This window comes from Acidovorax sp. GW821-FHT10A04 (assembly GCF_059415825.1).
On sequence record NZ_JBWKNZ010000004.1, the window covers coordinates 258081 to 284985 of the forward strand.

The window sequence follows — 26905 nt, forward strand, 5'->3', positions numbered from 1 at the left end:
CATGCACCCGGCCGCCAAGGACATTCTCCTGCCCGTTGCCGCCATTGCCCTGGCGTTGCTGCTGTTCGGTGGCTTCGTCGGCTTTGCCGGCGTGAACCCGCTCGACGTCTGGGCGACGCTGTTCAAGGGCGCCTTCGGCGACTGGTTCTCGTGGCAGAACACCCTGCAGCGCGCCGCGCCGCTGATGCTCACGGCCCTGTGCGTGGCGCTGCCCGCGCGCGCTGGCCTCACGGTGATCGGCGGCGAAGGCGCGCTGGTGCTCGGCGGCATGGCCGCCGCGGCCCTGCCCATGGCCGTAACCCTGCCCACCAACGCGGCAGGCACTGTGTTGGCCTGCGCGGCGGGGGCGGTGGCCGGCGCGCTGTGGATCATGCTCGCGGGCTGGCTGCGCCAATACCGCGGCATCAACGAGACCATCAGCAGCCTGCTGCTGTCGTACGTGGCGATCGGCCTGTTCAAGCATTTCGTGGAGGGTGCGTTGCGCGACCCGGCCAGCCTGAACAAGCCGGCCACGCCCAGCCTCAGCCCCGGGCTGCTCATCGGCGGCATCGCCGGCTCGGACGTGCACTGGGGCCTGGTGCTCGGCGTGCTGGCCTGCGTGGCGCTGGGCCTGTGGCTGCACTTCACGGCCTCGGGCTTCTCGGTGCGCGTGGTGGGCGGCAACCCGCGTGCGGCGCAGCTCGTGGGCCTTCCGGCCACGCGCCTGGTGCTGCTGGCCTGCGCCCTGGGCGGGGCGGCGGCCGGCCTGGCCGGCGCAGTGGAAGTGGCGGCCGTGCACACCAATGCCAACGGGGCGCTGATCGCGGGCTATGGCTATGCAGGCATCCTCGTGGCCTTCATCGCGCGGCACAACCCCATCGCCATCATCCCCGTGGCCATCGTGTTCGGCGGCTTCGGCGCTGCAGGCAGCCTGCTGCAGCGGCGCCTGGGCCTGCCCGACGCCTCGGTGATGGTGCTGCAAGGCATCGCCTTCGTGCTGATCCTGGCCAGCGAGGCGCTGCGCGACGTGGATTGGCGGGCCTGGTGGGCCCAGCGCCGCAAGCGGCCCGAGGACATCGGCGCCCCGGCACCCACCGCGCATGTGGAGGCGATATGAGCACAGACCAATGGATTGCCCTTGTCGCCGCCATCGTGGGCGGAGCCCTGCGCGTGGGCGTGCCCTTCCTGTTCGTGAGCCTGGGCGAATGCCTCACCGAAAAGTCGGGCCGCATCAACCTGGGGCTGGAGGGCGTGCTGGTGCTCTCGGCCATGGCGGCCTTCGGCGGCGCCTACCTCACGGGCTCGCCCTGGCTGGGCGTGCTGGCCGGTGCCACGGCAGGCGCCCTGCTGGCCACGCTGCACGGCGTGCTGTGCTCGCTGCCGCGCGTGAACGACGTGGCCACGGGCATCGCGCTGATGCTGCTGGGCACGGGCCTGGCCTTCTACCTGGGCAAGCCGCTGATCCAGCCGCAGGCCCCGCAGATCCCTGCGCTGGCGCTGGGCGGCTGGAGCGACTCACCCGTGGTGCAGTCGGCCCTGCAGGTCAATGCCCTGCTGCCGCTGGGCGTGGTGCTGGCGGTGCTGCTGTGGTGGGCCTTTGCACGCACGCGCTGGGGCCTGCTGGTGCGGCTGGCGGGCGACTCGGCCAACGCCACGCGGGCCCTGGGCTATTCGGTGCCGGGCATCCGCATCGCGGCCACGGCGGCGGGCGGCTTCATCGCCGGGCTGGGCGGCGCCTCGCTCACCCTCTTCTACCCCGGCAGCTGGAACGAAGGCATCTCCAGCGGCCAGGGCCTGATCGCCGTGGCGCTGGTGATCTTTGCGCGCTGGAGCCCCTTGCGCTGCCTGGTCGCCGCCCTGCTCTTCGGCGGCGCGGGCGCGATCGGCCCGGCCCTGCAGTCGGTCGGCGTGGGCTGGGGCTACCACCTGTTCAACACCGTGCCCTATGTGCTGACCCTGCTGATCCTGGTCGTGACCTGCAAACCCGGCAGCGTGGCCACCGGTAGCCCGGGCGAGCTGTCTTCCACCAAACAGTCTTGAAGGACCTTTCACGTGACCACCCCGACCACCCGCCATGTCCAGGCCAACCCCTATGCCTGGCCCTACAACGGTGACCTGCGCCCGGACAACACCGCACTGCTCGTGATCGACATGCAGACCGACTTCTGCGGCATCGGCGGCTATGTGGACGTGATGGGCTACGACATCGGCCTCACGCGCGCGCCCATCGCGCCGCTGCAGCGCCTGCTGCCAGCGATGCGCGCGCAGGGCTTTCGCATCATCCACACCCGCGAGGGGCACCGGCCCGACCTGGCCGACCTGCCGGCCAACAAGCGCTGGCGCTCGCGCCAGATCGGCAAGGACGGCGTGGGCATCGGCGACGCAGGCCCCTGCGGGCGCATCCTGGTGCGCGGCGAGCCGGGTTGGGAGCTGATCCCCGAACTCGCGCCGCTGCCCGGCGAGGTGGTGATCGACAAGCCCGGCAAGGGCTCGTTCTACGCCACCGACCTGGACATGGTGCTGCAGCTGGCGGGCGTGCAGAACCTGATCCTTGCCGGCATCACCACCGATGTCTGCGTGCACACCACCATGCGCGAGGCCAACGACCGGGGCTATGAATGCCTGCTGCTCTCGGACTGCACGGCCGCAACCGACCCAGCCAACCACCAGGCCGCATTGAACATGGTGACCATGCAGGGCGGCGTGTTCGGGGCGCATGCCCCGTCCGCCGCACTGCTGGCCGCCCTAGGCTGACGCGATAAAGGAAACACCATGTCCGTCCCCCTGCCCGATCACCCCATAGGCGCCCTGCCCCCTGGCACCGGCGCGCTGGCGCTGGAGACCTGGAACCTGACCAAGCGCTTTGGCAGCTTCACCGCCATGGACCGCGTGAGCATGCGCGTGGAACCCGGCAGCGTGCATGCCCTGCTCGGCGAGAACGGCGCGGGCAAGAGCACGCTGGTCAAATGCGTGGCGGGGTACCAAAGGGCCGAGGAAGGCGCCATCCTGATCGACGGGCGCGAGCAGGCCATCGCCAACCCCATCGTCGCGCGCAGCCTGGGCATCGGCATGGTCTACCAGCACTTCACGCTGGCGCCGGGCATGACGGTGGCCGAGAACCTGCTGCTGGCCGGCGGCCAGACCCCGGCGGTGATCGACTGGCGCGCCAAGCGGGCCGAACTGCAGGCCTTTCTGGCCACCACGCCCTTCCGGCTGGACCTGGATGCCCGCCCCTCGGAGCTGGCAGCCGGCGAAAAGCAGAAGCTCGAACTGCTCAAGCAGCTGTACCTGCGCCCGCGCCTCTTGATCCTGGACGAGCCCACCTCGGTGCTGACCCCGCAGGAGGCCGACGAGGTGCTGGGCCATGTGCGCGCCTTTGCGCAGAGCGGGCAGTGCAGCGTCATCATCATCACGCACAAGTTCCGCGAGGTCATGGCCTATGCCGATGCGGTGACCGTGCTGCGCCGGGGCCAGGCCGTGCACCATGGCCGCGTGGCCGATACCGGGCCACAGGCCCTGGCCCAGGCCATGATGGGCGAGACCGCCAACGCCCCGTCCATCGCCGTCCGCCCGGCGTCGGCTGCCGACACCGGTGCCGCGCCGGGCGAGGTCGCGCTGCAGGTGCAGGGCCTGCAGGCCCCGGGCGACCGCGGTACGCTGGCCCTGCCGGGCCTGGACCTCGTGGTGCGCCGGGGCGAGGTGCTTGGCGTGGCCGGCGTGTCGGGCAACGGCCAGCGCGAACTGGTCGAGGCCCTGGTGGGCCAGCGCCCGCGCCTGGCCGGCCGGGTGCAGGTGCTGGGCCGGGACTACACCGCCACGCGCGCGCAGAACCGCGAGCTCAAGGTGCGCAGCCTGCCCGAGGAACCGCTGCGCAATGCCTGCGTGGGCGACCTGTCGGTGGCCGAGAACATGGCCCTGCGCGACTTCGACCAGCCGCCGCTGCGCCACGGCGGCGTGCTGCGTTTTGCCGCCTGGCGCAGCCGCGCGCGCGAATGGATCGCGGGCTACGGCGTCAAGACCCAGGGCGAGGGCGCGCCCATCCGCAGCCTGTCGGGCGGCAACGTGCAGCGTGCGGTGCTGGCACGCGAGCTGGCGGGCGAGATCAACGTGCTGATCGCCGCCAACCCCGTGTTCGGGCTGGACTTCGCGGCCGTTGCCGAGATCCATGCTCGCATCCTGGGCGTGCGCGAACGCGGCGGGGCCGTGCTGCTGATCAGCGAAGACCTGGACGAACTGCTGGAGCTGGCCGACCGCATCGTGGTCATGAGCGAGGGCCGCATCGTCCACGAGACCCCGGCCGCCATCGCCGAGCGCCATGTGCTGGGCGCCTACATGGGCGGCGGGCACGACCACCCATCCCACCAGGAAGCCTCCGCATGAGCCTGCGCACCCTCCACGCCAACCCCTTCGAGTACCGCTTCGCGCTGGCGCACACGGCGCTGGTGATCATCGACATGCAGCGCGACTTCATCGAACCCGGCGGTTTCGGCGAGACCCTGGGCAACGATGTGTCGCTGCTCGAGGCCATCGTGCCGGCCTGCCAGGCCGTGCTGCAGGCCTGGCGCGCCGCGGGCGGCCTGGTGGTGCATACGCGCGAATCGCACCGGCCCGACCTGTCCGACTGCCCGCCCGCCAAGCGCCTGCGCGGCAACCCGCAGCTGCGCATCGGCGACGCGGGGCCCATGGGCCGCATCCTGGTCGCGGGCGAGCCTGGCAACCAGATCATTCCCGCGCTGGCCCCGGTGGCCGGCGAGATCGTGGTCGACAAGCCGGGCAAGGGCATGTTCTACGCCACCGGGCTGCACGCAACCCTGCAGGCGCGCGGTATCACCCACCTCGTCTTCATGGGGGTGACCACCGAGGTCTGCGTGCAGACCAGCATGCGCGAGGCCAATGACCGCGGGTATGATGGCCTGCTGCTGGAAGACTGCACCGAGAGCTACTTCCCCCACTTCAAGGCAGCCGCCATCGAGATGCTGCGCGCCCAGGGCGCCATCGTCGGCTGGACCGCTCCATCGGCCGCGCTGCTGTCGGCCTTGGCCGACGCAGCCCCAGCCCCCTAGTTGCTAAAGTCGCCTTGTGCAGACACCCCGCCCCGCCCTCCCCCCTTCCCAGACGAAACCGGTGCGCAGCTCGCGTGCCGACGATGTGTACGCCCAGCTCAAGCGCGACGTGGGCGAGTTCAAGCTGGTGCCCGGCGACCGCTTCACCGAGAACGAGATCTGCGAGCGCCTGGGCGTCTCGCGCACGCCCGTGCGCCAGGCCCTGGTGCGCCTGCAGCAGGAGGGCTATGTGGAGGTGCTGTTTCGCAGCGGCTGGCGCGTGCTGCCCTTCGATTTCGACCAGTTCGAGCAGCTCTACGACCTGCGCATGGTGCTGGAAACCACCGCGGTGCACCGCCTGTGCGACGAGGGGGCCGGCGCGCTCAAGTCGATCCAGGTCGACCACGGCCTGCTCGACGAGCTGAACAACATCTGGCTGGTGCCGCCCGACCAGCGCAGCACCGACACCCTGCAGGTCGCGGCCTGGGACGAAGCCTTCCACTGCGCGCTGGTGCGCGCCGCCGGCAATGCCGAGATGGCGCGCGTGCACCGCGACGTGACCGAGCGCATCCGCATCATCCGCCGGCTCGACTTCACGCAGCAGGCGCGCATCGACGCTACGTACGACGAACACGCCACCATCCTCAAGGCCATCCGTGCGCACCGCGGCGATCAGGCCGCCATGCTGCTGCGCGCCCACATCCAGACCAGCCAGGCCGAGGTACGCAAGATCACGCTGCACCAGGTGCACATGGCTCGCCTTGGCCCCAACCCGGGGTAGGTGACACAATCCCCGTGCGTCGGGGCCATCTCCCAGGGTGCCGTCGCCCCCACAGAAGGAGCGTTGCCTTGCCCATTCTCCGCATTCCCGCTGGCCTCGCCACGCGCCGCAGCCTGGCGCCGCTGGTGTGTGCCACCCTGCTCTGCGCCTGCGCGCTCACCCCGCCGTCCACCGCTCCATCACCGGTACTGCCGGCCGAGGCCGTCCGCGCGTTGGCCCCCGAGGGCGTGCTGCGGGCCTCGATCAACCTCGGCAACCCGGTGCTCGCCTCGCGCGATGCGGCGACGGGCGCGCTCAAGGGCGTCTCGGTCGACCTGGCGCAGGAGCTGGGCCGGCAGCTCGGCGTGCCGGTGGAACTCAAGGCCGTGGATGCGGCCGGCAAATCGGTGGAGGTGGTGCGCGCCGGCCAGGCCGACGTCGGCTTCTTCGCCATCGACCCGGTGCGCGGCGAGGGCGTGGCGTTCACCGCAGCCTATGTGGTGATCGAGGGCGCCTACCTGGTGCGCGCCGATTCGCCACTCACCGCCAATGCGCAGGTCGATCGGCCCGGGACCACGGTGGTCGTCGGCAAGGGCAGCGCCTACGACCTGTTCCTCACCCGCGAGATCAAGCAGGCCACGCTGGTGCGGGCCGCTACCTCGCCCCAGGTGGTCGATGAGTTCCTGTCGCGCAAGCTCGACGTGGCGGCCGGCGTGCGCCAGCAGCTCGAGGCCGACGCGCAGCGCGAGCCCGGCGTGCGGTTGCTGCCCGGGCGCTTCATGGTGATCGAGCAGGCCATGGGCGTGCCCGCGGGCCGCCCGCCGCTGGCGCACTCCACACTGCATGCCTTCGTCGAGCGCATGAAGGCCAGCGGCTTCGTCGCCGCAGCGCTCAAGCGCCATGGCATCGAGGGCGCAGCCGTCGCCGACCCGGCAGCGCCGCGCTGACCAACGACCAACCCCTGTCTGCCCCCGCCTGTTGAACAAGGAGATGCCATGCGCTTGAAGTGCTCTGCCGCCGCCCTCTTCCTGGTCGCCGCTTTGTCGGCCCAGGCCCAGAACGTGAAGGTGACGCCGCTGGGCGGCATCGACGGCGAACTGTGCCCGCAGGACCGGGCCCTGGTCTTCGAAGACCCCAACGGCACGCGCGTGCTCTACGACCCCGGCCGCACGGTGGCCGGCGCCAATGACCCGCGCCTGGGCAAGATCGACATCATCCTCGTGAGCCACATGCACGGCGACCATGTCGGCAATGCGCACAACAAGGCGCCCAACTCCGGGACCTGCGCCAGCCCGGACATGTCGGTATCAGCATTGCCCAACTCCAGCGCGGTGAACATCGCCCTGGCCAAGAAGTCCAAGATCGTCACGGGCAGCGAGATGCCGCCGTTCTTCGCGGCCAAGCTCAGGGCCAATGGCGGCGACCCGGCCAACTCCGTGCTGGCGCGCTTCGGCGGCAGCGTCACGGTCGGCGGTGTGCGCATTGCCACCGTGACGGCCGTGCACAGCAATGGCGTGGACCCGGATTACATCGGCGGCCAGTTGGGCGATGCGATGAAGGCGGCCGGCATTGCCGGTGACGTGGGCCTGGCGACGGGCTACGTGCTGACCTTCAGCAACGGGCTGGTGGCCTACCTGTCGGGCGACACGGGCATCACCGCCGACCAGGAGCGCGTGGTGCGCGACTACTACAAGGCGAAACTGGCGGTGATGAACATCGGCGATGGCTTCAGCACCGGCCCGGCGGAAGCCGCCTTCGTGATCAACGAACTGGTCAAGCCGGCCACCGTGATCGCGTCGCACGTCAACGAGGTCGGCACGGTGGACGGCGTGGTGCGCCCGGGCAGCAAGACCGAGGCCTTCATCAAGGCATCGCGGGTGCCGGTGGTGGTGCCGCTGTCCGGCAAGACCCTGGAGTTCACGGCGGCCGGCATCTGCTCCGCGGGTTGCGGCAAGGCCAGCAACTGAAAGGCCCGCAACGGAGCGTGCGTTGCACGCGCCACAACGAAAAAACCCTTGCAGGCCATAAGCCTGCAAGGGTTTCGAATTGGTGGGAGATGCAAGTTTCGAACTTGCGACCCCTGCAGTGTGAATGCAGTGCTCTACCCCTGAGCTAATCTCCCGCAGCGCCATCCTTCGTGCGAAGGACTTTGCCGTGGTCTGTCTGCGAGCGTGGTGGTGGGAGATGCAAGTTTCGAACTTGCGACCCCTGCAGTGTGAATGCAGTGCTCTACCCCTGAGCTAATCTCCCGTTGTCGCTGCGACAGCCTTCGATTATGGCACAACTTTTCAGGCTGTTTGGAATTTGCGCCAGATTGTTTTGCCGTTGCTTGCCTTGTCGATCTGCGTGAGCACCTCGGCGTGCGACGCCACCTCCTGCTCGCTGGCGGGCAGCACGGGCAGCACCAGGGCACCCAGGTCGACGGCGGCGACGCTGATGCCGCCAGCGCTGTCGTCCGTATCGTCGATGACCAGTAGCGCATCCTGGCCGCGCGTCATGTTGATGTAGACGTCGGCCAGCAGCTCGGCATCGAGCAAGGCGCCGTGCAGCGTGCGGCCGGAGTTGTCGACCTCCAGGCGGTCGCACAGCGCGTCCAGCGAGTTGCGCTTGCCGGGGAACATCTCCTTGGCCATGGCCAGGGTGTCGGTGACGCTGGCGACATAGGTCTTGAGCGCCGGGCGGCCCGTGAGTTCGAGCTCCTTGTTCAGGAAGCCGACGTCGAAGGCCGCGTTGTGGATGATGACCTCGGCGCCCTGCAGGTACTCGAGGATGTCCGGCGCCAGCTCGGCGAACTTGGGCTTGTCGCGCAGGAACTCGTTGCTGATGCCGTGGACCTTGAGCGCGTCCTCATGGCTGTCACGCCCCGGGTTGAAATAGAAGTGCAGGTTGTTGCCGGTGAGCTTGCGGTTGAGCAGCTCCACGCAGCCAAGTTCGATGATGCGGTCGCCACCTTCGGCGGAGAGGCCGGTGGTTTCGGTATCGAGAACGATCTGCCGTGTCATTTCAGTGGTTTTCCTTTGCGTGGTTGATCGTGTACTTGGGGATTTCCACGGTCACATCGGTTTGCGCCAGGATGGCCTGGCACGACAGGCGCGATTGTGGCTCCAGACCCCAGGCGCGGTCCAGCAGGTCTTCCTCTTCCTCCTCGGCCTCGTTGAGCGAGGACAGGCCCTGGCGCACGATGACGTGGCAGGTGGTGCAGGCACAGCTCATGTCGCAGGCGTGCTCGATGTCGATGTGGTTGTCCAGCATGGCCTCGCAGATCGAGGTGCCGGCGGGCGCGGTGATTTCGGCGCCGGCAGGACAGTATTCCGGGTGGGGCAGGATCTTGATGACGGGCATGGTGGCGTCGGTTGTTCGTTCTTGTCGTAAGGGGGCGGTCGGTCAGAGAGACTGCACGTTCTTGCCGGCCAGGGCCTGCTGGATGCCGCGGTTCATGCGCTGCGCGGCAAAGGCCTCGGTGCCCTTGGCCAGGGCCTCGGTGGCGGCCTCGATCACGGCGGCGTCCTCTGATTCGCGCTGGCCGCTCAAGGCCTGCATCAGGGCGTCGATGTCGGCACGCTCACCGGCCGAGAGCACGTCGCCATCGGCGTCGAGCGCGCTCTGCGTAGCCAGCAGCATGCGGTCGGCATCCACGCGGGCCTCGACCACGGCGCGGGCGCGCATGTCCTGCGCGGCGGTGGCAAATCCGTCCTGCAGCATGCGGGCGATCTCGTCGTCCGACAGGCCATAGGAGGGCTTCACGTCGATGCGCGCCTCCACGCCGCTGCCCTGCTCCTTCGCGCTCACGCTCAAGAGGCCGTCGGCATCGACGGTGAAGGTCACGCGGATGCGGGCTGCGCCGGCCGCCATCGGCGGAATGCCGCGCAGCTCGAAGCGCGCCAGGCTGCGGCAGTCCTGCACCAGGTCGCGCTCGCCCTGCAGCACATGGATCGCCAGGGCGGTCTGGCCGTCCTTGTAGGTGGTGAAGTCCTGCGCCTTGGCGGTGGGAATGGTCTCGTTGCGCGCCACGATGCGCTCCACCAGGCCGCCCATGGTCTCGATGCCCAGCGACAGCGGGATCACATCGAGCAGCAGCAGATCGCCCGCGGTGTTGTTGCCGGCCAGCTGGTTGGCCTGGATGGAGGCACCCAGGGCCACCACCTCGTCGGGATTCAGGTTGGTCAGCGGCGTGGTGCCGAAGAAATCGGCCACGGCCTTCTGCACCTGCGGCATGCGGGTGGAGCCGCCGACCATGACCACGCCCTGCACTTCCTCACGCGTGAGGTGCGCATCGCGCAGCGCACGGCGCACGGCGGCCATGGAGCGCGTGGTGAGGTGGGCCGTGGCCGCCTCGAAGTCCGCACGCGCCACGGCATGCTGCACGGCCTCGCCAGCCATCTGGGCCGAGAAGGTGGCATGCTCGGCAGCCGTCAGCGCCTCCTTGCAGGCGCGGGCCGCCATGCGGGCCGCGACCTTGTCCGATGGGGTCTCGACCGTGCGGCCCAGTTGCTGCAGCACCTGGTCGGCCAGGGCGGCATCGTAGTCGTCACCCCCCAGGGCCGAATCGCCGCCCGTGGCGATGACCTCGAACACACCCTGCGTGAGCCGCAGGATGGAGATGTCGAAAGTGCCACCGCCCAGGTCGTACACGGCGTAGACGCCCTCGCTGGCATTGTCCAGGCCGTAGGCGATGGCAGCGGCCGTGGGCTCGTTGATCAGGCGCAGCAGGTGGATGCCGGCCAGTTGGGCCGCGTCCTTGGTGGCCTGGCGCTGGGCGTCGTCGAAGTATGCGGGCACGGTGATCACCGCACCGTACAGGTCGTCGTTGAAGGTGTCCTCGGCGCGGTAGCGCAGCGTGGCCAGGATCTCGGCGCTCACCTCCACGGGCGATTTCACCCCGCCCACGGTGGCCAGGCTCACCATGCCCAGGGCGCTGTCGGCCGGGGGCACGAAGTCGTAGGGCAGCTTGCCGGCATCGGCCACGTCGGCCAGGCCCCGGCCCATGAAGCGCTTGACCGAGGCAATGGTGTTGCGCGGGTCCTGTGCCTGCGCGGCCACGGCATCGTGCCCGATCTGGCGGCCACCCGCCTCCAGGTAGCGCACCACCGAGGGCAGCAGCACCCTGCCCTGGTCATCGGGCAGGCATTCGGCCACGCCATTGCGCACGGCCGCCACCAGGGAGTGCGTGGTGCCCAGGTCGATGCCCACGGCAATGCGCCGCTGGTGCGGGTCGGGGGACTGGCCGGGTTCGGAGATCTGCAAAAGCGCCATGGAATAGTTCTTGTCGTCGTGTTCTACGTTGTCTGCGGGCACGCCGTGCGGCTCGCAGGAAAGGGGGGCAGTCCCTATTGTCCCAGTTGATCCCGGCGGCGCTCGATATCGTCGGCAAATCGCGCAATGAACATGAGGGCTCTGACCTCGCGCGCCGCACCGGCGGCATCGCCCGCCTCGTCCAGCAACTGCCCACAGCGCGCCAGGGCCGCGCGCCGCGCCTGCTGCACCTCGTCGTCCAGGGCATCCAGGGCGGCCTCGCCCTGGGCGTCCTCGAGCGACTCGCGCCATTCCATCTGCTGCATCAAAAAGGCCGCCGGCATGGCCGTGTTGTCCTCGGCGCGAATCGGCGCATCGCGCAGCTCGCACAGGTAGGCCGCGCGCCGCAGCGGATCCTTCAGGCGCTGGTAGGCCTCGTTGATGCGCACCGACCACTGCATGGCCACGCGCTGGGCCGCGGCGCCCTGCGCGGCGAATTTGTCGGGGTGGGCTTCGCGCTGCAGCTCCTTCCAGCGCGCGTCGATGGCGCTGCGCTCCTGCGCAAAGCGCTGCGCGAGGCCGAACAGCTCGAAATCGTCGGATTGCAGGTTCATGGAGGGGAAAGGGTCAAGAAAAAACCGCCAGCACGGGGTGCGATGGCGGTTTGGCTGGGCGCTCAGTACAGCAGGCACCGTGGCCCGCAAGCGATCAGAGGCAGAGAGTTTTTCGGCCGTGCCCGGAAGGTACGCCAAAACGCCCTCAATCTAGGCGCAAAGCGCAGCCATAGCTGGGCTATGGCGAGCATTTGCAACGACGAGTGAGGGCGTTTTAGCGTGCAGGACGGGCATGGAGGAAAGACTCTCTGCCTCTTAAACGCGGAAGCTCTCGCCGCAACCGCAGCGGTCGCGCTCGTTGGGGTTGTTGAACCTGAAGCCTTCGTTCAGGCCCTCGCGCACGAAGTCGAGCTCGGTGCCGTCGATGTAAGCCAGGCTCTTGGGGTCGATCAGCACCTTCACGCCGTGGTTCTCGAACACCACGTCCTCAGGCTCGGTATCGTCCACGTACTCGAGCTTGTAGGCCAGGCCCGAGCAGCCGGTGGTCTTGACGCCCAGGCGCACGCCCAGCCCCTTGCCCCGGCGGGACAGGTAGCGGGTCACGTGCCGCGCAGCGGCTTCGGTCAGCGTGATGGCCATGGTCGATCAGGCGGTCACAGCCGCAGCGTGCTTGGTCTTGTAATCGAGCACGGCGGCCTTGATGGCGTCTTCCGCGAGGATGGAGCAGTGGATCTTGACGGGCGGCAGGGCCAGCTCTTCGGCGATCACGCTGTTCTTGAGGGCTGCCGCTTCGTCCAGCGTCTTGCCCTTGACCCATTCGGTCACCAGCGAGGACGAGGCGATGGCCGAGCCGCAGCCATAGGTCTTGAAGCGTGCGTCTTCGATCACGCCGGTTTCGGGGTTCACCTTGATCTGCAGCTTCATCACGTCGCCGCAGGCGGGCGCGCCCACCATGCCGGTGCCCACCGATTCGTCACCCTTGTCGAACGAGCCCACGTTGCGGGGGTTCTCGTAATGGTCAACCACTTTGTCTGAATAAGCCATGATGTCTACCTCTTCAATTCGTCAAAATGCCATGAATTCGGTCAGTGCGCAGCCCACTGGATGGTGCTGATGTCCACGCCATCCTGGTACATCTCCCACAGCGGACTCAGCTCGCGCAGTCGGGCGACGTTTTCGCGGATGGTGGCGATCGCGTAGTCGATCTCTTCCTCGGTCGTGAAGCGGCCGATGGTCATGCGCAGGCTGCTGTGGGCCAGCTCGTCGCTGCGGCCCAGGGCGCGCAACACATAGCTGGGCTCCAGGCTGGCCGAGGTGCAGGCGGAGCCCGACGACACGGCCAGGCCCTTGATGCCCATGATCAGCGACTCGCCTTCGACGTAGTTGAAGCTCATGTTCAGGTTCTGCGGCACGCGGCGTTCCATGCTGCCGTTGATGAACACCTGTTCGATGTCCTTCAGGCCATTGAGCAAGCGCTGCTGCAGCGCATGGGCCTTGGCGTTGGATTCGGCCATTTCTTCCTTGGCGATGCGGAAGGCCTCGCCCATGCCCACGATCTGGTGCGTGGGCAAGGTGCCCGAACGCATGCCGCGCTCATGGCCGCCACCGTGCATCTGCGCTTCCAGGCGCACGCGCGGCTTGCGGCGCACGTACAGGGCACCCACGCCCTTGGGGCCGTAGGTCTTGTGCGCGGTCATGCTCATCAGGTCGATGGGCAGGGTGTTCATGTCGATCTCGACGCGGCCGGTGGCCTGCGCGGCATCCACGTGCAGCAGCACGCCCTTTTCACGGCACAGTGCGCCGATGGCCGGGATGTCCTGGATCACGCCGATCTCGTTGTTCACGAACAGGATGCTCACCAGCACCGTATCGGGGCGGATGGCGGCCTTGAGCGCGTCCAGGTCCACCAGACCGTCTTCCTTGACGTCGAGGTAGGTGGCTTCGAAGCCCTGGCGCTCCAGCTCGCGCATGGTGTCCAGCACGGCCTTGTGCTCGGTCTTGAGCGTGATCAGGTGCTTGCCCTTGCCCTTGTAGAACTGGGCAGCGCCCTTCAGGGCCAGGTTGATCGATTCCGTGGCGCCGCTGGTCCAGACGATCTCGCGTGGATCGGCGTGGATCAGGTCGGCCACCTGCACACGCGCCTTTTCCACCGCCTCTTCCGCTTCCCAGCCCCAGGCGTGGCTGCGCGATGCCGGGTTGCCGAAATGCTCGCGCAACCAGGGAATCATGGCGTCCACTACGCGCGGGTCCACAGGGGTGGTGGCGCCGTAGTCGAGGTAGATGGGGAAATGTGGAGTCATGGCGTGGCTGGCTCAGGAGGTTGCTGGCTTGGGCTTGCTTGCAAACAACGAACGAAGAACAGTTGGACAGTTGGTTACAGAAACAGGAGACGTTCAGGGCGGTGCCGACCCCAGGGCCGGCGCGGCGCATCTGGCGGTCAGGACTTGGCGAAAACGTTGCCGAGCGCGAACACCGAATTCGGGGCGTTCACACGGATCGGCTTGACCACCGGGGTCGTCGAGATGGCGCGGCGCACGACCGGCTTGTCCTCGATCTGCACGCCCTTGGCCAGTTGCTCTTCGACCAGCTTTTGCAGCGTGACGGAGTCGAGGAACTCGACCATGCGCTGGTTCAGCGAGGCCCACAGCTCATGCGTCATGCAACGGCCGGCTTCGCCCAGGCAGTTTTCCTTGCCGCCGCACTGGGTGGCGTCAATGGGTTCGTCCACGGATACGATGATGTCGGCCACCGTGATGTCGCCCGCCTTGCGGGCCAGGGTGTAGCCGCCGCCGGGGCCACGGGTGGATTCCACCAGTTCGTGGCGGCGCAGCTTGCCGAACAGCTGTTCCAGGTAGGACAGCGAAATCTGCTGGCGCTGGCTGATGGCAGCCAGGGTGACGGGTCCGTTGTTCTGGCGCAGGGCCAGGTCAATCATGGCGGTGACCGCAAAACGGCCTTTGGTAGTGAGACGCATCGCAAGCTCCTTGTGCTAAGGCTTGTTCGTTGTAGAAACTGCCGACTGCAGGCTGTTGGCCCGCAACGACACCGTCTCCGCCCCTTACTCCACACGGGTTTTCCCGGTGCAGAGCCCTTCATCTTGTGGGCTTTTGTTCTTGAGTAGTTTGTAGGAGTATAGCACAAATCCCTATTGAATCAGTCGGGATAAGAAACTGGCGGGTCACTATTTCCCCATACGCGTTTTTACGGACAGCCCGTCGCCCTGCAGTACGCCCTGTCCATCAGGTCGGGGCGCACCGCGCGCTCTACAAGGCCACGGAATCGTTGCCATGCGCGCCGAAGGCCTGGTCCTTCAGCCGCGTGAGCTGGTCGCGTACACGCGCCGCCTGCTCGAATTCGAGGTTGCGCGCATGCTCCAGCATGAGCTTCTCGAGCCGCTTGATTTCGCGCGCCACGTCCTTCTCGGACATGTCCTCCACCTTGGCGCGCTGCATGGTTTCCTGCTCCAGCCGCTCGGCGTCCTTGCCCGCTTTCTCGCTGTACACACCGTCAATCAGGTCTCTTACCCTCTTGACAATGCTGCGCGGCGTGATTCCGTGTGCCTCGTTGTGTGCGATCTGCTTTGCGCGGCGGCGTTCCGTCTCGCCCATGGCTTTTTTCATGGAATCGGTGATGCGGTCCGCGTAGAGGATGGCGTGGCCATTCATGTTGCGTGCCGCACGGCCTATGGTCTGGATCAGGCTGCGCTCGGCGCGCAGGAAGCCCTCCTTGTCGGCATCGAGGATCGCCACCAGCGAGACCTCGGGAATGTCCAGGCCCTCGCGCAGCAGGTTGATGCCCACCAGCACGTCGAAAGCGCCCAGGCGCAGGTCGCGGATGATCTCCACCCGCTCCACCGTGTCCACGTCGCTGTGCAGGTAGCGCACCTTGACGCCGTTGTCCGTGAGGTAGTCGGTCAGCTGCTCGGCCATGCGCTTGGTCAGCGTGGTGATGAGCACACGCTCGTTCTTTTCGGCGCGGATGCGGATCTCCTGCAGCACATCATCCACCTGGTGGGTGGCGGGGCGCACCTCCACCACCGGGTCCACCAGGCCCGTGGGGCGCACCACCTGGTCCACCACCTGGCCGGCGTGCTGCTTTTCGTAGTCGGCCGGCGTGGCCGAGACGAAGACCACCTGGCGCATGCGCTGCTCGAACTCCTCGAACTTGAGCGGCCGGTTGTCCAGTGCCGAGGGCAGCCGAAAACCATACTCCACCAGCGTGGTCTTGCGCGAACGGTCGCCGCTGTACATGGCGTTGAGCTGGCCGATCATCTGGTGGCTCTCGTCCAGGAACATCAGCGCGTTCTTGGGCATGTAGTCGGTCAGCGTGCTCGGCGGGTCGCCCGGCGCGGCGCCCGAGAGGTGGCGCGTGTAGTTCTCGATGCCCTTGCAGTGCCCTACTTCGCTGAGCATCTCCAGGTCGAAGCGCGTGCGCTGCTCCAGGCGCTGGGCCTCCACCAGCTTGCCGTCGTCCAGCAGCTGCTTGAGGCGCTCGGCCAGCTCGATCTTGATGGTCTCCACGGCCGCCAGCACCTTGTCGCGCGGCGTCACGTAGTGGCTGCTGGGGTAGACCGTGAAGCGCGGGATCTTCTGCTTGACGCGGCCCGTGAGCGGATCGAACAGCTGCAGGCTCTCGATCTCGTCGTCGAACAGCTCGATGCGGATGGCCAGCTCCGAGTGCTCGGCCGGGAACACGTCGATGGTGTCGCCACGCACGCGGAACTTGCCGCGCGAAAAATCAGCCTCGTTGCGTTGGTACTGCATGCGGATCAGTTGGGCGATCACGTCGCGCTGGCCCAGCTTGTCGCCCGAGCGCAAGGTCATCACCATGCGGTGGTAGCTCTCGGGCTCGCCGATGCCGTAGATGGCCGAGACGGTGGCGACGATGACCACGTCGGTGCGCTCCATCAGGCTCTTGGTGCACGACAGGCGCATCTGCTCGATGTGCTCGTTGATCGCGCTGTCCTTCTCGATGAACAGGTCGCGCTGGGGCACATAGGCCTCGGGCTGGTAGTAGTCGTAGTAGCTCACGAAGTACTCCACGGCGTTCTTCGGGAAGAACTCGCGGAACTCGCTGTACAGCTGCGCGGCCAGGGTCTTGTTGGGCGCGAACACGATGGCCGGGCGGCCCATGCGGGCGATCACGTTGGCCATGGTGAAGGTCTTGCCTGAGCCCGTGACCCCGAGCAGGGTCTGGAAGGCCTCGCCGTCGTTCAGCCCCTCGACCAGCTTGTCGATGGCCTCGGGCTGGTCGCCCGCAGGGGGGTACGGCTGGAACAGCTCGAACGGCGAATCGGGAAAGCGCACGAATTCGCCGTCTTGCTGATCCGGTATGACTTCTGATATTTCCAGCATGGGGTAGGTCAACGGTTGGTGGGGGCTAGCCGTTAAAATCGGCGGAACCTGGCACGTTACACCACGCCTGGATTCTTCGCTACTGACAACCTTTCAAGGATTTTCATGTCTCTGTTCACCGCCGTCGAAATGGCACCCCGCGACCCCATCCTGGGCCTCAACGAGCAATTTGCTGCCGACACCAACCCCAACAAGGTCAACCTGGGTGTGGGCGTGTATTTCGACGACAACGGCAAGCTGCCCCTGCTGCAGTGCGTGCAAGCCGCCGAAAAGACCATGATGTCGGCCCCCACGGCGCGCGGCTACCTGCCCATCGACGGCATCGTGGCCTATGACAATGCGGTCAAGGGCCTGGTTTTCGGCGCGGACAGCGAGCCCGTGACCTCCGGCCGCGTGGCCACCGTGCAGGCCATCGGCGGCACCGGCGGCCTGAAGATCGGCGCCGACTTCCTGAAGAAAGTCAGCCCCAACGCCAAGGTGCTGATCTCCGACCCGAGCTGGGAAAACCACCGCGCGCTGTTCACCAACGCCGGCTTCGAAGTCGACAGCTATGCCTACTACGACGCCGAAAAGCGTGGCGTGAACTTCGAAGGCTTCCTGGCCAGCCTGAACGCAGCTGCCGCCGGCACCATCGTCGTGCTGCACGCCTGCTGCCACAACCCCACCGGCTACGACATCACTGCCGCGCAGTGGGACCAGGTGATCGCCGCCGTCAAGGCCAAGGGCCTGACGCCCTTCCTGGACATGGCCTACCAGGGCTTCGGCCACGGCATCGCCGAAGACGGCGCCGTGATCGGCAAGTTCGTGGCTGCCGGCCTGAACTTCTTCGTCTCCACCTCGTTCAGCAAGAGCTTCAGCCTGTACGGCGAGCGCGTGGGCGGCCTGTCGGTGCTGTGCGCCAACAAGGAAGAAGCCGGCCGCGTGCTGAGCCAGCTCAAGATCGTGATCCGCACGAACTACTCCAACCCACCCATCCACGGCGGCGCCGTGGTGGCCGCCGTGCTGGGCAACCCCGAACTGCGCGCCCTGTGGGAGAAGGAACTGGCCGAAATGCGCGTGCGCATCAAGGCCATGCGCCAGAAGCTGGTCGACGGCCTGAAGGCCGCCGGTGTGAAGCAGGACATGTCCTTCATCACCACCCAGATCGGCATGTTCAGCTACTCGGGCCTGACCAAGGACCAGATGGTGCGCCTGCGCAACGAGTTCGGCGTGTACGGCACGGACACCGGCCGCATGTGCGTCGCTGCGCTGAACAGCAAGAACATCGACTACGTCTGCCAATCCATCGCAAAAGTGGTCTAACCCCCTGAGTCGCTGACGCGCCTTCCCCCTTTCTCTCGCCCCGCTACGCGAGGCGGGAAGGGGGACGCAGCCAGCGCGGCGGGGCGGCCCTTGCGCGGCTACCTCGCATGGGCAGCGCTTGTTCAAAGGACAGTGGCGACACGCATTGCAGTGAATGCGCTTTTTAACCCCAGCTCTGATCTTCAGAGCCGCTTTGTGAGCGAAGCGCTCCAGAACCCGCACAACGCGGCCATTCTGGAGCGTTTGCCGCTTCTGGGCCTGCCCGATGCCTGGCTGGTCGCGGGCTGCCTGTTCCAGACGGTGTGGAACCTGCACTCCGGCCATGCACCCGATGCGCGCATCAAGGACTACGACCTGTTCTACTTCGATGCCGGCGACCTGTCGGCCGCCGCCGAAGCAACCGTGCAGGCGCGCGCTGCAGCCCTGTTCGCCGACCTGCCGATCACTGTGGAAGCCAAGAACCAGGCGCGCGTGCACCTGTGGTACGAGGAATGGTTCGGCTACCCCTACACCGCCCTCACCTCGGCGCGCGACGGGATTGGTCGCTTTCTGGTGCCCTGCACCTGCGTGGGTCTGCAGCCCGCCCCGTCAGGCCCGGTGCTGCACGCGCCGTATGGGCTCGATGAGCTGTATGCAGGCATCCTGCGGCCCAACCCTGCCTGCCCGCACCTGCCGCTGTTCGATGCCAAGGCGCAAAGCTACCAGCAGCGCTGGCCCTGGCTGCAGATCAAGCGGGAGTTCACCCCCAGAGAACAGAGCGCATCGAGATAGACGCCGACTGGAAGCCTGTATTGAAAAAGCGCGGCATTTCGGTCGACTGCACCGCCCCGGCCGCATACAGCAGCGGCAGGTAGTGCTCGTGCGTGGGGTGGGCCTGCTTGGCCACGGCGCCGAGCTTCAGGAAGTCGGGCAGCGCAGCGAGCTGGCCCTGCTTGATCTGGTCCTGCACCACCCCATCGAACTCGCTGGCCCAGTCGTAGGCTTCGTTGGCGGCAGTGCCCCGGCGCGTGACGCGCAGGTTGTGCACCACATTGCCACTGCCCACGATGAGCACGCCGCGCTCGCGCAGCGCCGCGAGCTGTTTGCCCAGGGCGTAGTGCTCGGCGGGTGCCCGGCTGTAGTCCATGCTCAGCTGCAGTACGGGAATCTGCGCCTTGGGGAACATGGGCTTGAGCACCGACCAGGTACCGTGGTCCAGGCCCCACTCGCCCTCGTCCACGCCCAGTGCGGCGCCCGTGGCAGGCGACTTGAGTTCCTTGGCCAGGCTGCGCGCCACGGCAGGAGCGCCGGGCGCGGGGTATTGCTGGTCGAACAGCGCCTGCGGAAAGCCGCCAAAATCGTGGATGGTCTTGGGATTGGCCATGCCCGTGAGCTGCCAGCCGTCCCGTGTGAGCCAGTGGGCCGAGACGCACAGGATGAGCTGGGGCTGCACCGCGCGGGCCATCAGCTCCGTGCCCAGCGCCTGCCAGGCGCGGCGCCAGGCGTTGTCCTCGATGGCGTTCATGGGGCTGCCATGGCCGACAAACAGCACCGGCATGCGCGGCGAGGGCTTGAGGGATTGCAACACGGGCAAGGTGGCGGCACTGCTGAGCGGGGTCACGGTCATCACTCCCGGAAAAGTGGCCAGCCCGGCAAGGGCGGCCAAAGAGGTTCTGCGTTGCATGGACGGGAGGATAAGGTAACAAATTTTGTATAACGCAGGGAGTGAGCACCCGGACTGGCCAAAGTTCCGACCACGCCCAGCACTCCGCTTTTATTCCATTCCTATAAAGAGACATGAGCACCACCCTGCCCCAACCCCTGCGCAACACCCGCGTACTGAGCCTTGCCCTGAACCTGCCCGGCCCCGCCGCGCTGATGCGCTGCGCGCGCATGGGTGCCGAATGCACCAAGCTCGAACCACCACCGACAGCCGGCTATCCCAGCGCCGACCCCATGGGCATCTACAGCCCGGCGGCCTATGCCACGCTGCACCAGGGGGTGCGCGTGCTGCATGCCCACCTCAAGACGGCCGAGGGCCAGGCCACGCTGCACGAAGAGCTGGCACACACCGATGTGCTCATCACCTCCTTTCGCCCCTCGGCCCTGGCCAAGCTGGGCCTGGCCTGGGAGGCACTGCAGGCGAAATACCCACGCCTGTCGCTGGTGCGCATCGTGGGCGCCGCTGCCGAGCGCGCCGAGGAGCCGGGCCACGACCTCACCTACCTGGCCGATGCCGGCCTGGTCACCGGCACCGAGATGCCGCCCACGCTGTATGCCGACATGGGCGGGTCGCTGATGGCCAGCGAGGCCGTGCTGCAGGCCCTGCTGGAACGCGCCCACGCCGGCAACGGGGTGTGCATCGAGGTCGCGCTGGCGGATGCCGCCGCCTGGCTGGCCCAGCCACGCGACTGGGGCCTGACCACACCCGATGGCGACGTCGGCGGCAACCATGCGGGCTACCGCATCTACCCCTGCGCCGACGGCCGCGTGGCCGTGGCCGCGCTCGAGCCCCACTTTGCCGCCAGCCTGTGCGCCGCCGCCGGCCTGCCCGCCACGGGTGATGCCCAGGTGCTGCGCGCCCCGGCCACACATGAGGCTGTGGCCGCCTTCCTGCGCACGCAGACCCGTGCGCAGCTCGATGCGCTGGCACAGGCGCAGGACATTCCACTGCACACCCTGGCCTGAGGGATATCGCCGATGCAGAAACAGGGAACGGTAGTGCGCTGGAACGCCGAGCGCGCCTTTGGCTTCATCCGCAGTCCCGACACGCCCGCCGACGTTTTCTTCCACGTGCGCGATTTCCAGGGCGGTGGAACGCCCCGCGAAGGGCAGTCGGTGAGCTACCAGGAGATCCATGTCGGCGGCAAAGGCCCCCGGGCCATGGCAGTGCAGCCCGTGGGCGCCCCCGCGGTCACCGCACCCGCCGCCCGCTCGGCGGCCGGCGGCAGCAAAAAGGCGCAAGCGCCCTCAACCCGGCGACCGCAGCCACCGCGCGCCGGTCGATCCGGTGCCTCGCCAGCCTTCCAGGGGCTGGCTTTCCTGCTGATGGGGCTGTGGCTGGGCATGCTGGCCTTCGGCGCATGGAGCAACCGATTGCCCTGGTGGCTGCTGGGCGCCGCCGTGGCGCTCAACCTGCTGACCTTCATCGTCTACGCCCTGGACAAGAGCGCTGCGCAAAGCGGCCAATGGCGCGTACCGGAGAACCACCTGCACCTGCTGGCCCTCGCGGGCGGTTGGCCGGGCGCCTGGTTCGCCCAGCAGATCCTGCGCCACAAATCGAGCAAGACCGCGTTCCGCATGCTGTACTGGGCCACCGTCGTGCTGCATTGCGCGGGCCTGGCTGCCTGGCTGCTTCGCGGGGGAGGATAACGGTGGGCAGCCGGAGACCGCTTTTGCAAACGGCTATCCGGCTGCTGCCGAGTTCTCAGAAATCGATTTGTACCGCCAGAACAAAATTGTAATAAAGCGCCGCACCAAAATCGAAGACACTGATATCGGGATCGCTCAGGCTCTCGCCATGGGGTGTACCCGCAAAAACAATGCCGAACCTGTTTTGCGGGTTTATTTTCCCTGTCAAATCAATGACGTAAACACCATCGTAATCATGTTGGGTATCGACACTCAGGATATGCCCACCCGGATTGGTGACAAACCCGATCGGTACGGAAATGGGTGGTGGGCCTCCCTCACGAACCTTGTAAAACGGCTTGATCTTTGAATAATCGAGCGGGCTGGTCTCGATTCTCGCCGGTATCTTCTGGTGCCGCGGATCAAAAGGCGCGATGGTCTTGATGGGCACAGGCTCGGTCGGCTCAAAAAGTTCGTCGGGGCCGATTCTGCTGGAGAAGAACAAACGGTTGAGTTGCGACCCGCCGCGCTTGATGGAATGCTGCACGTCGCCCACCATGAACGTCATGCCCAGGCTGCGGTACCTGAATGACAAGGTCGCGCGCGTGACCTTGTATTTATGGGGCGCGGGCTCCCCGGTGACCTTGGTGTAGTGCTCAAATGCCTTTTGAAAGGCGAACCCCACCCCGGAACGGCGCACGATGATGCCGCCCTGGTCATCGAGAGTTCCCTCGTCCCAATTCAGGATACGGCCGACGGCAATGGCGTAGGGATCGTCGACCGTGACCGAATTGACCGGCCAGGAAGTACTGTCAATGCCGCCAAGTGAGTTTTCATGTCTTGAAATGGTGGCTGTCGATGATGACCAAGGCTTCAGCGCAAAAATAATAGTGGGCACCGCTCTCTCCTTATCAGTTCCGTCAAAGGTTGAATCGAAGTTGCTGGCCCGGCTGCGCAATATCCCGCGCCCACTGCGCCGTGGTGCACGAATGGAAAGATGGGAAGCGCGATGGCTGCGTCCAGGCCAGGGGGCACGAGCATCATCGCTGGCGCGGGCCGGGTGTCAACTAATGGGCAGCAGCAGATACAACTTCGAACGATATGGCGTGAAATCCGCCGCGCTCTCGCGCATGGCGAAGTGCAGAAAGGTGCCCACGGATGACATAGGGATGCCCCCCGGGACTACACGCATTGCAGCGGCCAGCGGCTTCAATGGAAGGCGTATCCACCCCCTCCAAAGGAGACGGCCATGAAGCCAATGATTCTTGACTCCACCATGACCAATATGGGCGGCGTGTTCTACCCCACCGGGCATGTGTTCGCCCTGTTCCCCGACGAGGACTGCGTGCGCCAGGCCGCCACCGCGCTGGAGGCCGCCGGCCACAAGGGCGAACTGGCCTATGCCAGCCCCGAAGCCATCATGGCCGACATCGTGCGCACGCTGGGCACGGCCGATGCGCCCCTGCCCTCCGTGGGCGCCGAAGGCGACATGGTGCGCCGCATCGCCGATCTGGCCAGCACCGGCCACCATGGCCTGCTGGTCCAGATGGACAGCAAGGACGAGCCCGACACGGTGGTGGAGGCCATCACACCGCAGGGTGCGGCAACGGCCTTCTACTACCGCACCTTCATCATCGAAGACCTGGTGACACCGCCCGTGCCGGACGAAAAGACCCAGTCCGTGGTGGTCGGCACGCACGCCGCGACGAACTGAGCACGCCCCCCAGCCGCCCTGCGGCATCGGGCGACCACCCCACGAAACCCGCGTTCCGCAAGGCACGCGGGTTTTTCATGCCGGCCGCCACAGCCAAGGATTTGCTGCGAAGCCGCCTGGTTACCGATATAGTGGTTCTGCAAGGCAGGCCAGCACGCTCGCCCACCGGCCTGTCGGCCAGGGGAGCCCACGCGGCCCACCGCACGGGAGGAATCGGAATGGGGTTGTTCGGCCACAGAAACCCGCTCAAGGCGCGCCAGGCCGCACGGCCTTGACGCACCGGCGGCAGCGGTACATGAGCGACGCGCGCGAGCCACCAGGCCAGGGACCGCTGCGCTCCACGCTGCGGATCACCTGGCCCTTCCTGCTGATGGTGCTTTTGCTGGCGGCCTGTGCATCGGGCAGTCTGTATGTGCTGTCGGCCGTGCGGGCCTTCGTCGCTGGCGAGAGCCTCTGGACCAAGGGGCAGAAGGACGCCATCTACTTCCTGGACCGCTATGCCGCCACGGGCTCCCCCGATGCCTACGTGCAATTCAGGAAGGCCATCGACGTGCCCTTGGGCGACAAGGCGGCCCGGCTGGCCTTGCTCGAATCCGACCCCATCGACCTGAACGCCGCGCACGAGGGATTCGCTCGCGGAGAGAACCATCCCGAGGACATCGACAGCCTGGTCTGGCTGCTGCGCTGGTTCAACCGCTACGAGATCGTGCAGCAGCCGCTGGTGCACTGGCGGGTCGGAGACCGCCATATCGACAACCTGCTGCAGCTGTCGCAGGAGATCCAGCACGGCCATACCAGCGGCATGGTGGACGCCGCTACGCGCCGGGACTGGCAGGCCAGCATCCGCGCCATCAACGCGGGTGCGACGCCGGCGGCCCGCGCCTTCAGCGCCTCGCTCGGGCACAGCTCCCGGCGCATCGTGCAATGGCTGCTTTGGGCCAACGCGGGCATGGCCGCCGTGCTCATCCTGCTGACCACCTGGCACACCCGCAGCCTGCTGGCGCAGCGCCAGCGCGCGGAACTGGCGCTCGATGCCGAGCGCGAACAGGCGCGCATCACGCTGGCCGCCATCGGCGACGCCGTCGTGACCACCGACCTGCAGGGCCAGGTGCTGTACCTGAATCCCGCGGCCGAAGCCCTGGTGGGCCTGCCGGCCCAGGAAGCTACCGGCCACCCTTTGGCCCAGGTGCTGCAACTCAATGACGGCACCGGCCCCCTGGGCGCCGACCAGTTGGTGGAGCGGGTGCTGCGCGGCGGCCCCACGCACCGCGATGGCTTCACGCCGACCGTGGTGCGCCCGGACCAGAGCATGGTCCCCATCAAGCTCATGGGCTCGCCGATCGAGCACCTGGGCCGCCCCAAGGGGGTGGTGCTGGTGCTGCACGACGTGACGCGCGAACAGCACTATGTGGAGCAGCTGTCATGGCAGGCCAGCCACGATGCGCTCACCGGCCTGGTGAACCGGCGCGAGTTCGAGCACCGGCTGGAAGTGCTGCTCGGCCAGCCGCGCGCGGTGGGGCGCGAGGGCGCCCTGCTCTTCGTGGACCTGGACCAGTTCAAGCTCATCAACGACACCTGCGGCCACCAGGCGGGCGACGAGATGCTGCGCGAGGTCTGCCGCATGCTGCAAAGCCACCTGCGCGAGGGCGATACGCTGGCACGGCTGGGCGGCGACGAATTCGGCATCCTGCTCAGGGACTGCCCGCCCGGCCCCTCGGCACGCATTGCCGAGCAGTTGCGCCAGGCGGGGCATGAGCTGCGCGTGCTCTGGGAAGGTCGGCAGCTGGGCACCGGCCTGAGCATCGGCATGGTGCAGCTGATACCGGCGCTCAGCACCATCCAGGAAGCCATGCGCGTGGCCGACATGGCCTGCTACCGCGCCAAGGAGGCCGGCCGCAACCAGGTCTTCATCTACCAGACGGAAGACATCGAGATGAGCCGCCGCGAAGGCGACATGGACTGGGTGCGGCGGCTGCGCCTGGCGCTGGAGCACGACCGCTTTCGTCTGCATGCCCAGACCATCACCGCGCTGCAAGGGGCGGGAGCGGGGCTGCACCTGGAAGTGCTGCTGCGCCTGGCCGAAAACACCGAGGAGCTCATCGCCCCGGGATGCTTCATCCCCGCGGCCGAGCACTACGGCATGATGCCCGCCATCGACCGCTGGGTGGTGCGACACACGCTGCGCGCCCTGGCACAGCACCAGGCCGCGGGCGGCGGCCCGGCCGTGCACACCTGCGCCATCAACCTCTCGGGCACCAGCCTGGGCGACGAAAGCCTGCTCAGGTACATCCACACCGAAATCGAGCAGTCGGGCGTGGATCCCCATCAGCTGTGCTTCGAAATCACCGAGACCAGCGCCATCTCGCACCTGCCCAGCGCGGTGCGGCTCATGAAGGACCTGCAGCAGCTGGGCTGCCGCTTCGCGCTCGATGACTTCGGCGTCGGCATGTCCTCCTTCACCTACCTCAAGCACCTGCCGGTGGACTACCTCAAGATCGACGGCAGCTTCGTGCGCGACCTGCTGGACGACCCGACCAACCGGGCCATGGTGGAGATGATCAACCACATCGGCCATGTCATGGGCAAGGAGACCATCGCGGAGTTTGCCGAGTCGATGGACATCGTTGACGCGCTGCGCGCCATCGGCGTCGACCATGCACAGGGCTATGCGCTCTCGCGCCCCATCCCGCTGGCCGATTGCCTGCGCAGCGGCTGAGCCAGGGCCCCGCTGCCCAGCGCTAGGCCGGGCACCACCAGCAGCACCGCGGCCAGCAAGGCGCCCGAGACGGGCTCGCCCAACAGCCAGGCGCCACCCGCGGCCGTGAGCAGCGGCACCAGCGCCGCAGACAGCGCCGCACGTGCCGCGCCCAGCCGCGCAATCGCTACGCTGTAGACCACCAGGCCCAGCAACCCGGCCGCCACGCCCTGCCCCAGCGCCTGCCAGGCCACATCGGTCCAGGGTGCCGAGAGCAGGCGCGGAGCGCCCACCACCAGCAGCACGGGCAGCAACAGCAGGGCCGAGCCCAGGTTCACCACGGCAGCGCCCTGCCAGGGCGTGAGGCCACTGCCGCGAAACGCCAGGGTGTACACCGCCCACAGCAGCGCCGCCAGCAGGAACAGCAGGTCGCCGCGCCAGGCCCCCTCCACCGTGCGCCAGCCGGCGGCGCCAAAGACCGCCATGCCCGCCACGATCAGCGCCAGACCCAGCAGCCTTGGGGTTGGAGGCCGCTCCCCGGCCACCAGCCAGCCACCCAGCGCGGTGAACACCGGCAGGCTGCCCGCCACGAAGATGCCCATGTGCGCGGCTGGCGCCCAGCGCGCGCCGGCCAGCACCACCAGGCCGAACGGCAGGCCACCGCACAACACCAGCAGCGCGCAGCGCAGGCGGGACAGGCCGGCTGGCCACCCGCTGCGCCGCAGCCACAGCGGCGCCAGCACCAGGGCCGGTACGGCATAGCGCAGCACGGCCAGCTCGACCGGCCCCAGCGTAGTGGTGACACCATGGCGCGAGGCGATCTGCCAGCCGCTGCCGATGAGCGCGGCAGCCAACGCGGCCAGCCAGCCGACCCAGGGCGATGGAATGGAGGAACACAGGCGGCGAAAGGAGGGGGCGAAAGCAGGCATGCCCGCAGTCTCGG

At 67.4% G+C, this 26905-nt stretch carries 26 protein-coding genes and 2 tRNA genes; 14 read left to right on the forward strand and 14 right to left on the reverse strand.

Going from position 1 to position 26905, the window contains the following annotated elements; translation table 11 throughout:
• The first annotated feature begins 1 nt into the window (after position 1).
• The 8 genes from AC07PF_RS11335 (at position 2) to AC07PF_RS11370 (ending at position 7748) form a co-directional block, all read left to right on the forward strand.
• The gene (locus tag AC07PF_RS11335) at positions 2-1096 is read left to right on the forward strand and encodes an ABC transporter permease (protein ID WP_494611900.1); all 1095 of its coding nucleotides are present in this window, start codon (positions 2-4) and stop codon (positions 1094-1096) included.
• Complete coding sequence (locus AC07PF_RS11340) at positions 1093-2019, forward strand: ABC transporter permease (RefSeq protein WP_494611901.1); 927 nt, start codon at positions 1093-1095, stop codon at positions 2017-2019. Before AC07PF_RS11335 ends, AC07PF_RS11340 begins: the two co-directional genes overlap by 4 nt.
• Positions 2020-2031: 12 nt before the next feature.
• The gene (biuH, locus tag AC07PF_RS11345) at positions 2032-2733 is read left to right on the forward strand and encodes a biuret amidohydrolase (RefSeq protein WP_494611902.1); all 702 of its coding nucleotides are present in this window, start codon (positions 2032-2034) and stop codon (positions 2731-2733) included.
• Positions 2734-2751: 18 nt separating this feature from the next.
• Positions 2752-4359: an ABC transporter ATP-binding protein gene (locus AC07PF_RS11350; protein WP_494611903.1), complete on the forward strand. Its 1608-nt coding sequence runs from the start codon at positions 2752-2754 to the stop codon at positions 4357-4359.
• The gene (locus tag AC07PF_RS11355; protein ID WP_494611904.1) at positions 4356-5042 is read left to right on the forward strand and encodes a cysteine hydrolase family protein; all 687 of its coding nucleotides are present in this window, start codon (positions 4356-4358) and stop codon (positions 5040-5042) included. The genes AC07PF_RS11350 and AC07PF_RS11355 overlap by 4 nt, the downstream gene beginning before the upstream one ends.
• Positions 5043-5058: 16 nt before the next feature.
• Positions 5059-5802, forward strand: coding sequence for a GntR family transcriptional regulator (locus AC07PF_RS11360; protein ID WP_007848330.1), 744 nt, complete (start codon positions 5059-5061; stop codon positions 5800-5802).
• Between the two features lie 68 nt (positions 5803-5870).
• The gene (locus AC07PF_RS11365; protein ID WP_494611905.1) at positions 5871-6728 is read left to right on the forward strand and encodes an ABC transporter substrate-binding protein; all 858 of its coding nucleotides are present in this window, start codon (positions 5871-5873) and stop codon (positions 6726-6728) included.
• A 48-nt stretch (positions 6729-6776) separates the two neighbouring features.
• Positions 6777-7748, forward strand: coding sequence for an MBL fold metallo-hydrolase (locus AC07PF_RS11370; RefSeq protein WP_494611906.1), 972 nt, complete (start codon positions 6777-6779; stop codon positions 7746-7748).
• 80 nt (positions 7749-7828) lie between these two features.
• Here the strand turns inward: AC07PF_RS11370 and AC07PF_RS11375 are convergent.
• The 11 genes from AC07PF_RS11375 to uvrB form a co-directional block, all read right to left on the reverse strand.
• Positions 7829-7903, reverse strand: a tRNA-Val gene (locus tag AC07PF_RS11375).
• A 53-nt stretch (positions 7904-7956) separates the two neighbouring features.
• Positions 7957-8031 (reverse strand) — tRNA-Val (locus tag AC07PF_RS11380).
• 38 nt (positions 8032-8069) lie between these two features.
• Positions 8070-8783 carry a DNA polymerase III subunit epsilon gene (gene dnaQ / locus AC07PF_RS11385; RefSeq protein WP_494611907.1) on the reverse strand — a complete coding sequence of 238 codons (714 nt, stop codon included), beginning with the start codon at positions 8781-8783 and terminating at the stop codon, positions 8070-8072.
• Between the two features lies 1 nt (position 8784).
• A complete protein-coding gene (gene fdx, locus AC07PF_RS11390) occupies positions 8785-9123 on the reverse strand; it encodes an ISC system 2Fe-2S type ferredoxin (RefSeq protein WP_007851267.1) in 339 nt (112 codons plus the stop codon).
• Between the two features lie 42 nt (positions 9124-9165).
• Entirely contained in the window at positions 9166-11034 is a 1869-nt protein-coding gene (gene hscA / locus AC07PF_RS11395; protein ID WP_494612023.1) for a Fe-S protein assembly chaperone HscA, read from the reverse strand.
• A gap of 74 nt (positions 11035-11108) precedes the next feature.
• Complete coding sequence (hscB, locus tag AC07PF_RS11400; RefSeq protein ID WP_007851271.1) at positions 11109-11627, reverse strand: Fe-S protein assembly co-chaperone HscB; 519 nt, start codon at positions 11625-11627, stop codon at positions 11109-11111.
• 255 nt (positions 11628-11882) lie between these two features.
• On the reverse strand, positions 11883-12206 hold the full coding sequence (gene iscA, locus AC07PF_RS11405; protein ID WP_007851273.1) for an iron-sulfur cluster assembly protein IscA: 324 nt from the start codon (positions 12204-12206) through the stop codon (positions 11883-11885).
• A 6-nt stretch (positions 12207-12212) separates the two neighbouring features.
• Positions 12213-12611, reverse strand: coding sequence for a Fe-S cluster assembly scaffold IscU (iscU, locus tag AC07PF_RS11410; protein WP_007851274.1), 399 nt, complete (start codon positions 12609-12611; stop codon positions 12213-12215).
• Between the two features lie 41 nt (positions 12612-12652).
• Complete coding sequence (locus AC07PF_RS11415; RefSeq protein WP_007851283.1) at positions 12653-13867, reverse strand: IscS subfamily cysteine desulfurase; 1215 nt, start codon at positions 13865-13867, stop codon at positions 12653-12655.
• A 137-nt stretch (positions 13868-14004) separates the two neighbouring features.
• Entirely contained in the window at positions 14005-14541 is a 537-nt protein-coding gene (gene iscR, locus AC07PF_RS11420; RefSeq protein WP_007851285.1) for a Fe-S cluster assembly transcriptional regulator IscR, read from the reverse strand.
• 289 nt (positions 14542-14830) lie between these two features.
• Positions 14831-16921: an excinuclease ABC subunit UvrB gene (gene uvrB, locus AC07PF_RS11425; RefSeq protein WP_494611908.1), complete on the reverse strand. Its 2091-nt coding sequence runs from the start codon at positions 16919-16921 to the stop codon at positions 14831-14833.
• 105 nt (positions 16922-17026) lie between these two features.
• Here uvrB and AC07PF_RS11430 point away from each other — a divergent pair, with 105 nt between their 5' ends.
• Together AC07PF_RS11430 and AC07PF_RS11435 are read left to right on the forward strand one after the other, a co-directional pair.
• Positions 17027-18223, forward strand: coding sequence for an amino acid aminotransferase (locus AC07PF_RS11430; protein ID WP_494611909.1), 1197 nt, complete (start codon positions 17027-17029; stop codon positions 18221-18223).
• Positions 18224-18418: 195 nt separating this feature from the next.
• A complete protein-coding gene (locus AC07PF_RS11435) occupies positions 18419-18994 on the forward strand; it encodes a nucleotidyltransferase family protein (protein WP_494611910.1) in 576 nt (191 codons plus the stop codon).
• On the opposite strand, the gene ygiD is transcribed toward AC07PF_RS11435, so the two are convergent.
• Positions 18963-19829: a 4,5-DOPA-extradiol-dioxygenase gene (ygiD, locus tag AC07PF_RS11440; RefSeq protein ID WP_494612024.1), complete on the reverse strand. Its 867-nt coding sequence runs from the start codon at positions 19827-19829 to the stop codon at positions 18963-18965. The genes AC07PF_RS11435 and ygiD overlap by 32 nt on opposite strands.
• Positions 19830-19999: 170 nt before the next feature.
• Between ygiD and AC07PF_RS11445 the strand changes: the two genes are divergently transcribed.
• Positions 20000-20890: a CoA transferase gene (locus tag AC07PF_RS11445; RefSeq protein ID WP_494611911.1), complete on the forward strand. Its 891-nt coding sequence runs from the start codon at positions 20000-20002 to the stop codon at positions 20888-20890.
• Positions 20891-20902: 12 nt separating this feature from the next.
• Positions 20903-21574, forward strand: coding sequence for a DUF1294 domain-containing protein (locus AC07PF_RS11450; RefSeq protein ID WP_494611912.1), 672 nt, complete (start codon positions 20903-20905; stop codon positions 21572-21574).
• A 55-nt stretch (positions 21575-21629) separates the two neighbouring features.
• Here the strand turns inward: AC07PF_RS11450 and AC07PF_RS11455 are convergent, their stop codons facing one another.
• On the reverse strand, positions 21630-22451 hold the full coding sequence (locus AC07PF_RS11455; RefSeq protein ID WP_494611913.1) for a hypothetical protein: 822 nt from the start codon (positions 22449-22451) through the stop codon (positions 21630-21632).
• Between the two features lie 351 nt (positions 22452-22802).
• On the opposite strand from AC07PF_RS11455, the gene AC07PF_RS11460 reads away from it, so the two are divergent.
• Both AC07PF_RS11460 and AC07PF_RS11465 read left to right on the forward strand, forming a co-directional pair.
• The gene (locus AC07PF_RS11460; protein WP_007851301.1) at positions 22803-23267 is read left to right on the forward strand and encodes a hypothetical protein; all 465 of its coding nucleotides are present in this window, start codon (positions 22803-22805) and stop codon (positions 23265-23267) included.
• A gap of 295 nt (positions 23268-23562) precedes the next feature.
• Positions 23563-25983: an EAL domain-containing protein gene (locus AC07PF_RS11465; RefSeq protein ID WP_494611914.1), complete on the forward strand. Its 2421-nt coding sequence runs from the start codon at positions 23563-23565 to the stop codon at positions 25981-25983.
• Here AC07PF_RS11465 and AC07PF_RS11470 read toward each other — a convergent pair.
• Positions 25932-26891 (reverse strand): EamA family transporter, encoded by a 960-nt coding sequence (locus AC07PF_RS11470; protein WP_494611915.1) that lies wholly within the window; start codon positions 26889-26891, stop codon positions 25932-25934. The two genes, AC07PF_RS11465 and AC07PF_RS11470, sit on opposite strands and share 52 nt — an antisense overlap.
• Positions 26892-26905 lie beyond the last annotated feature (14 nt).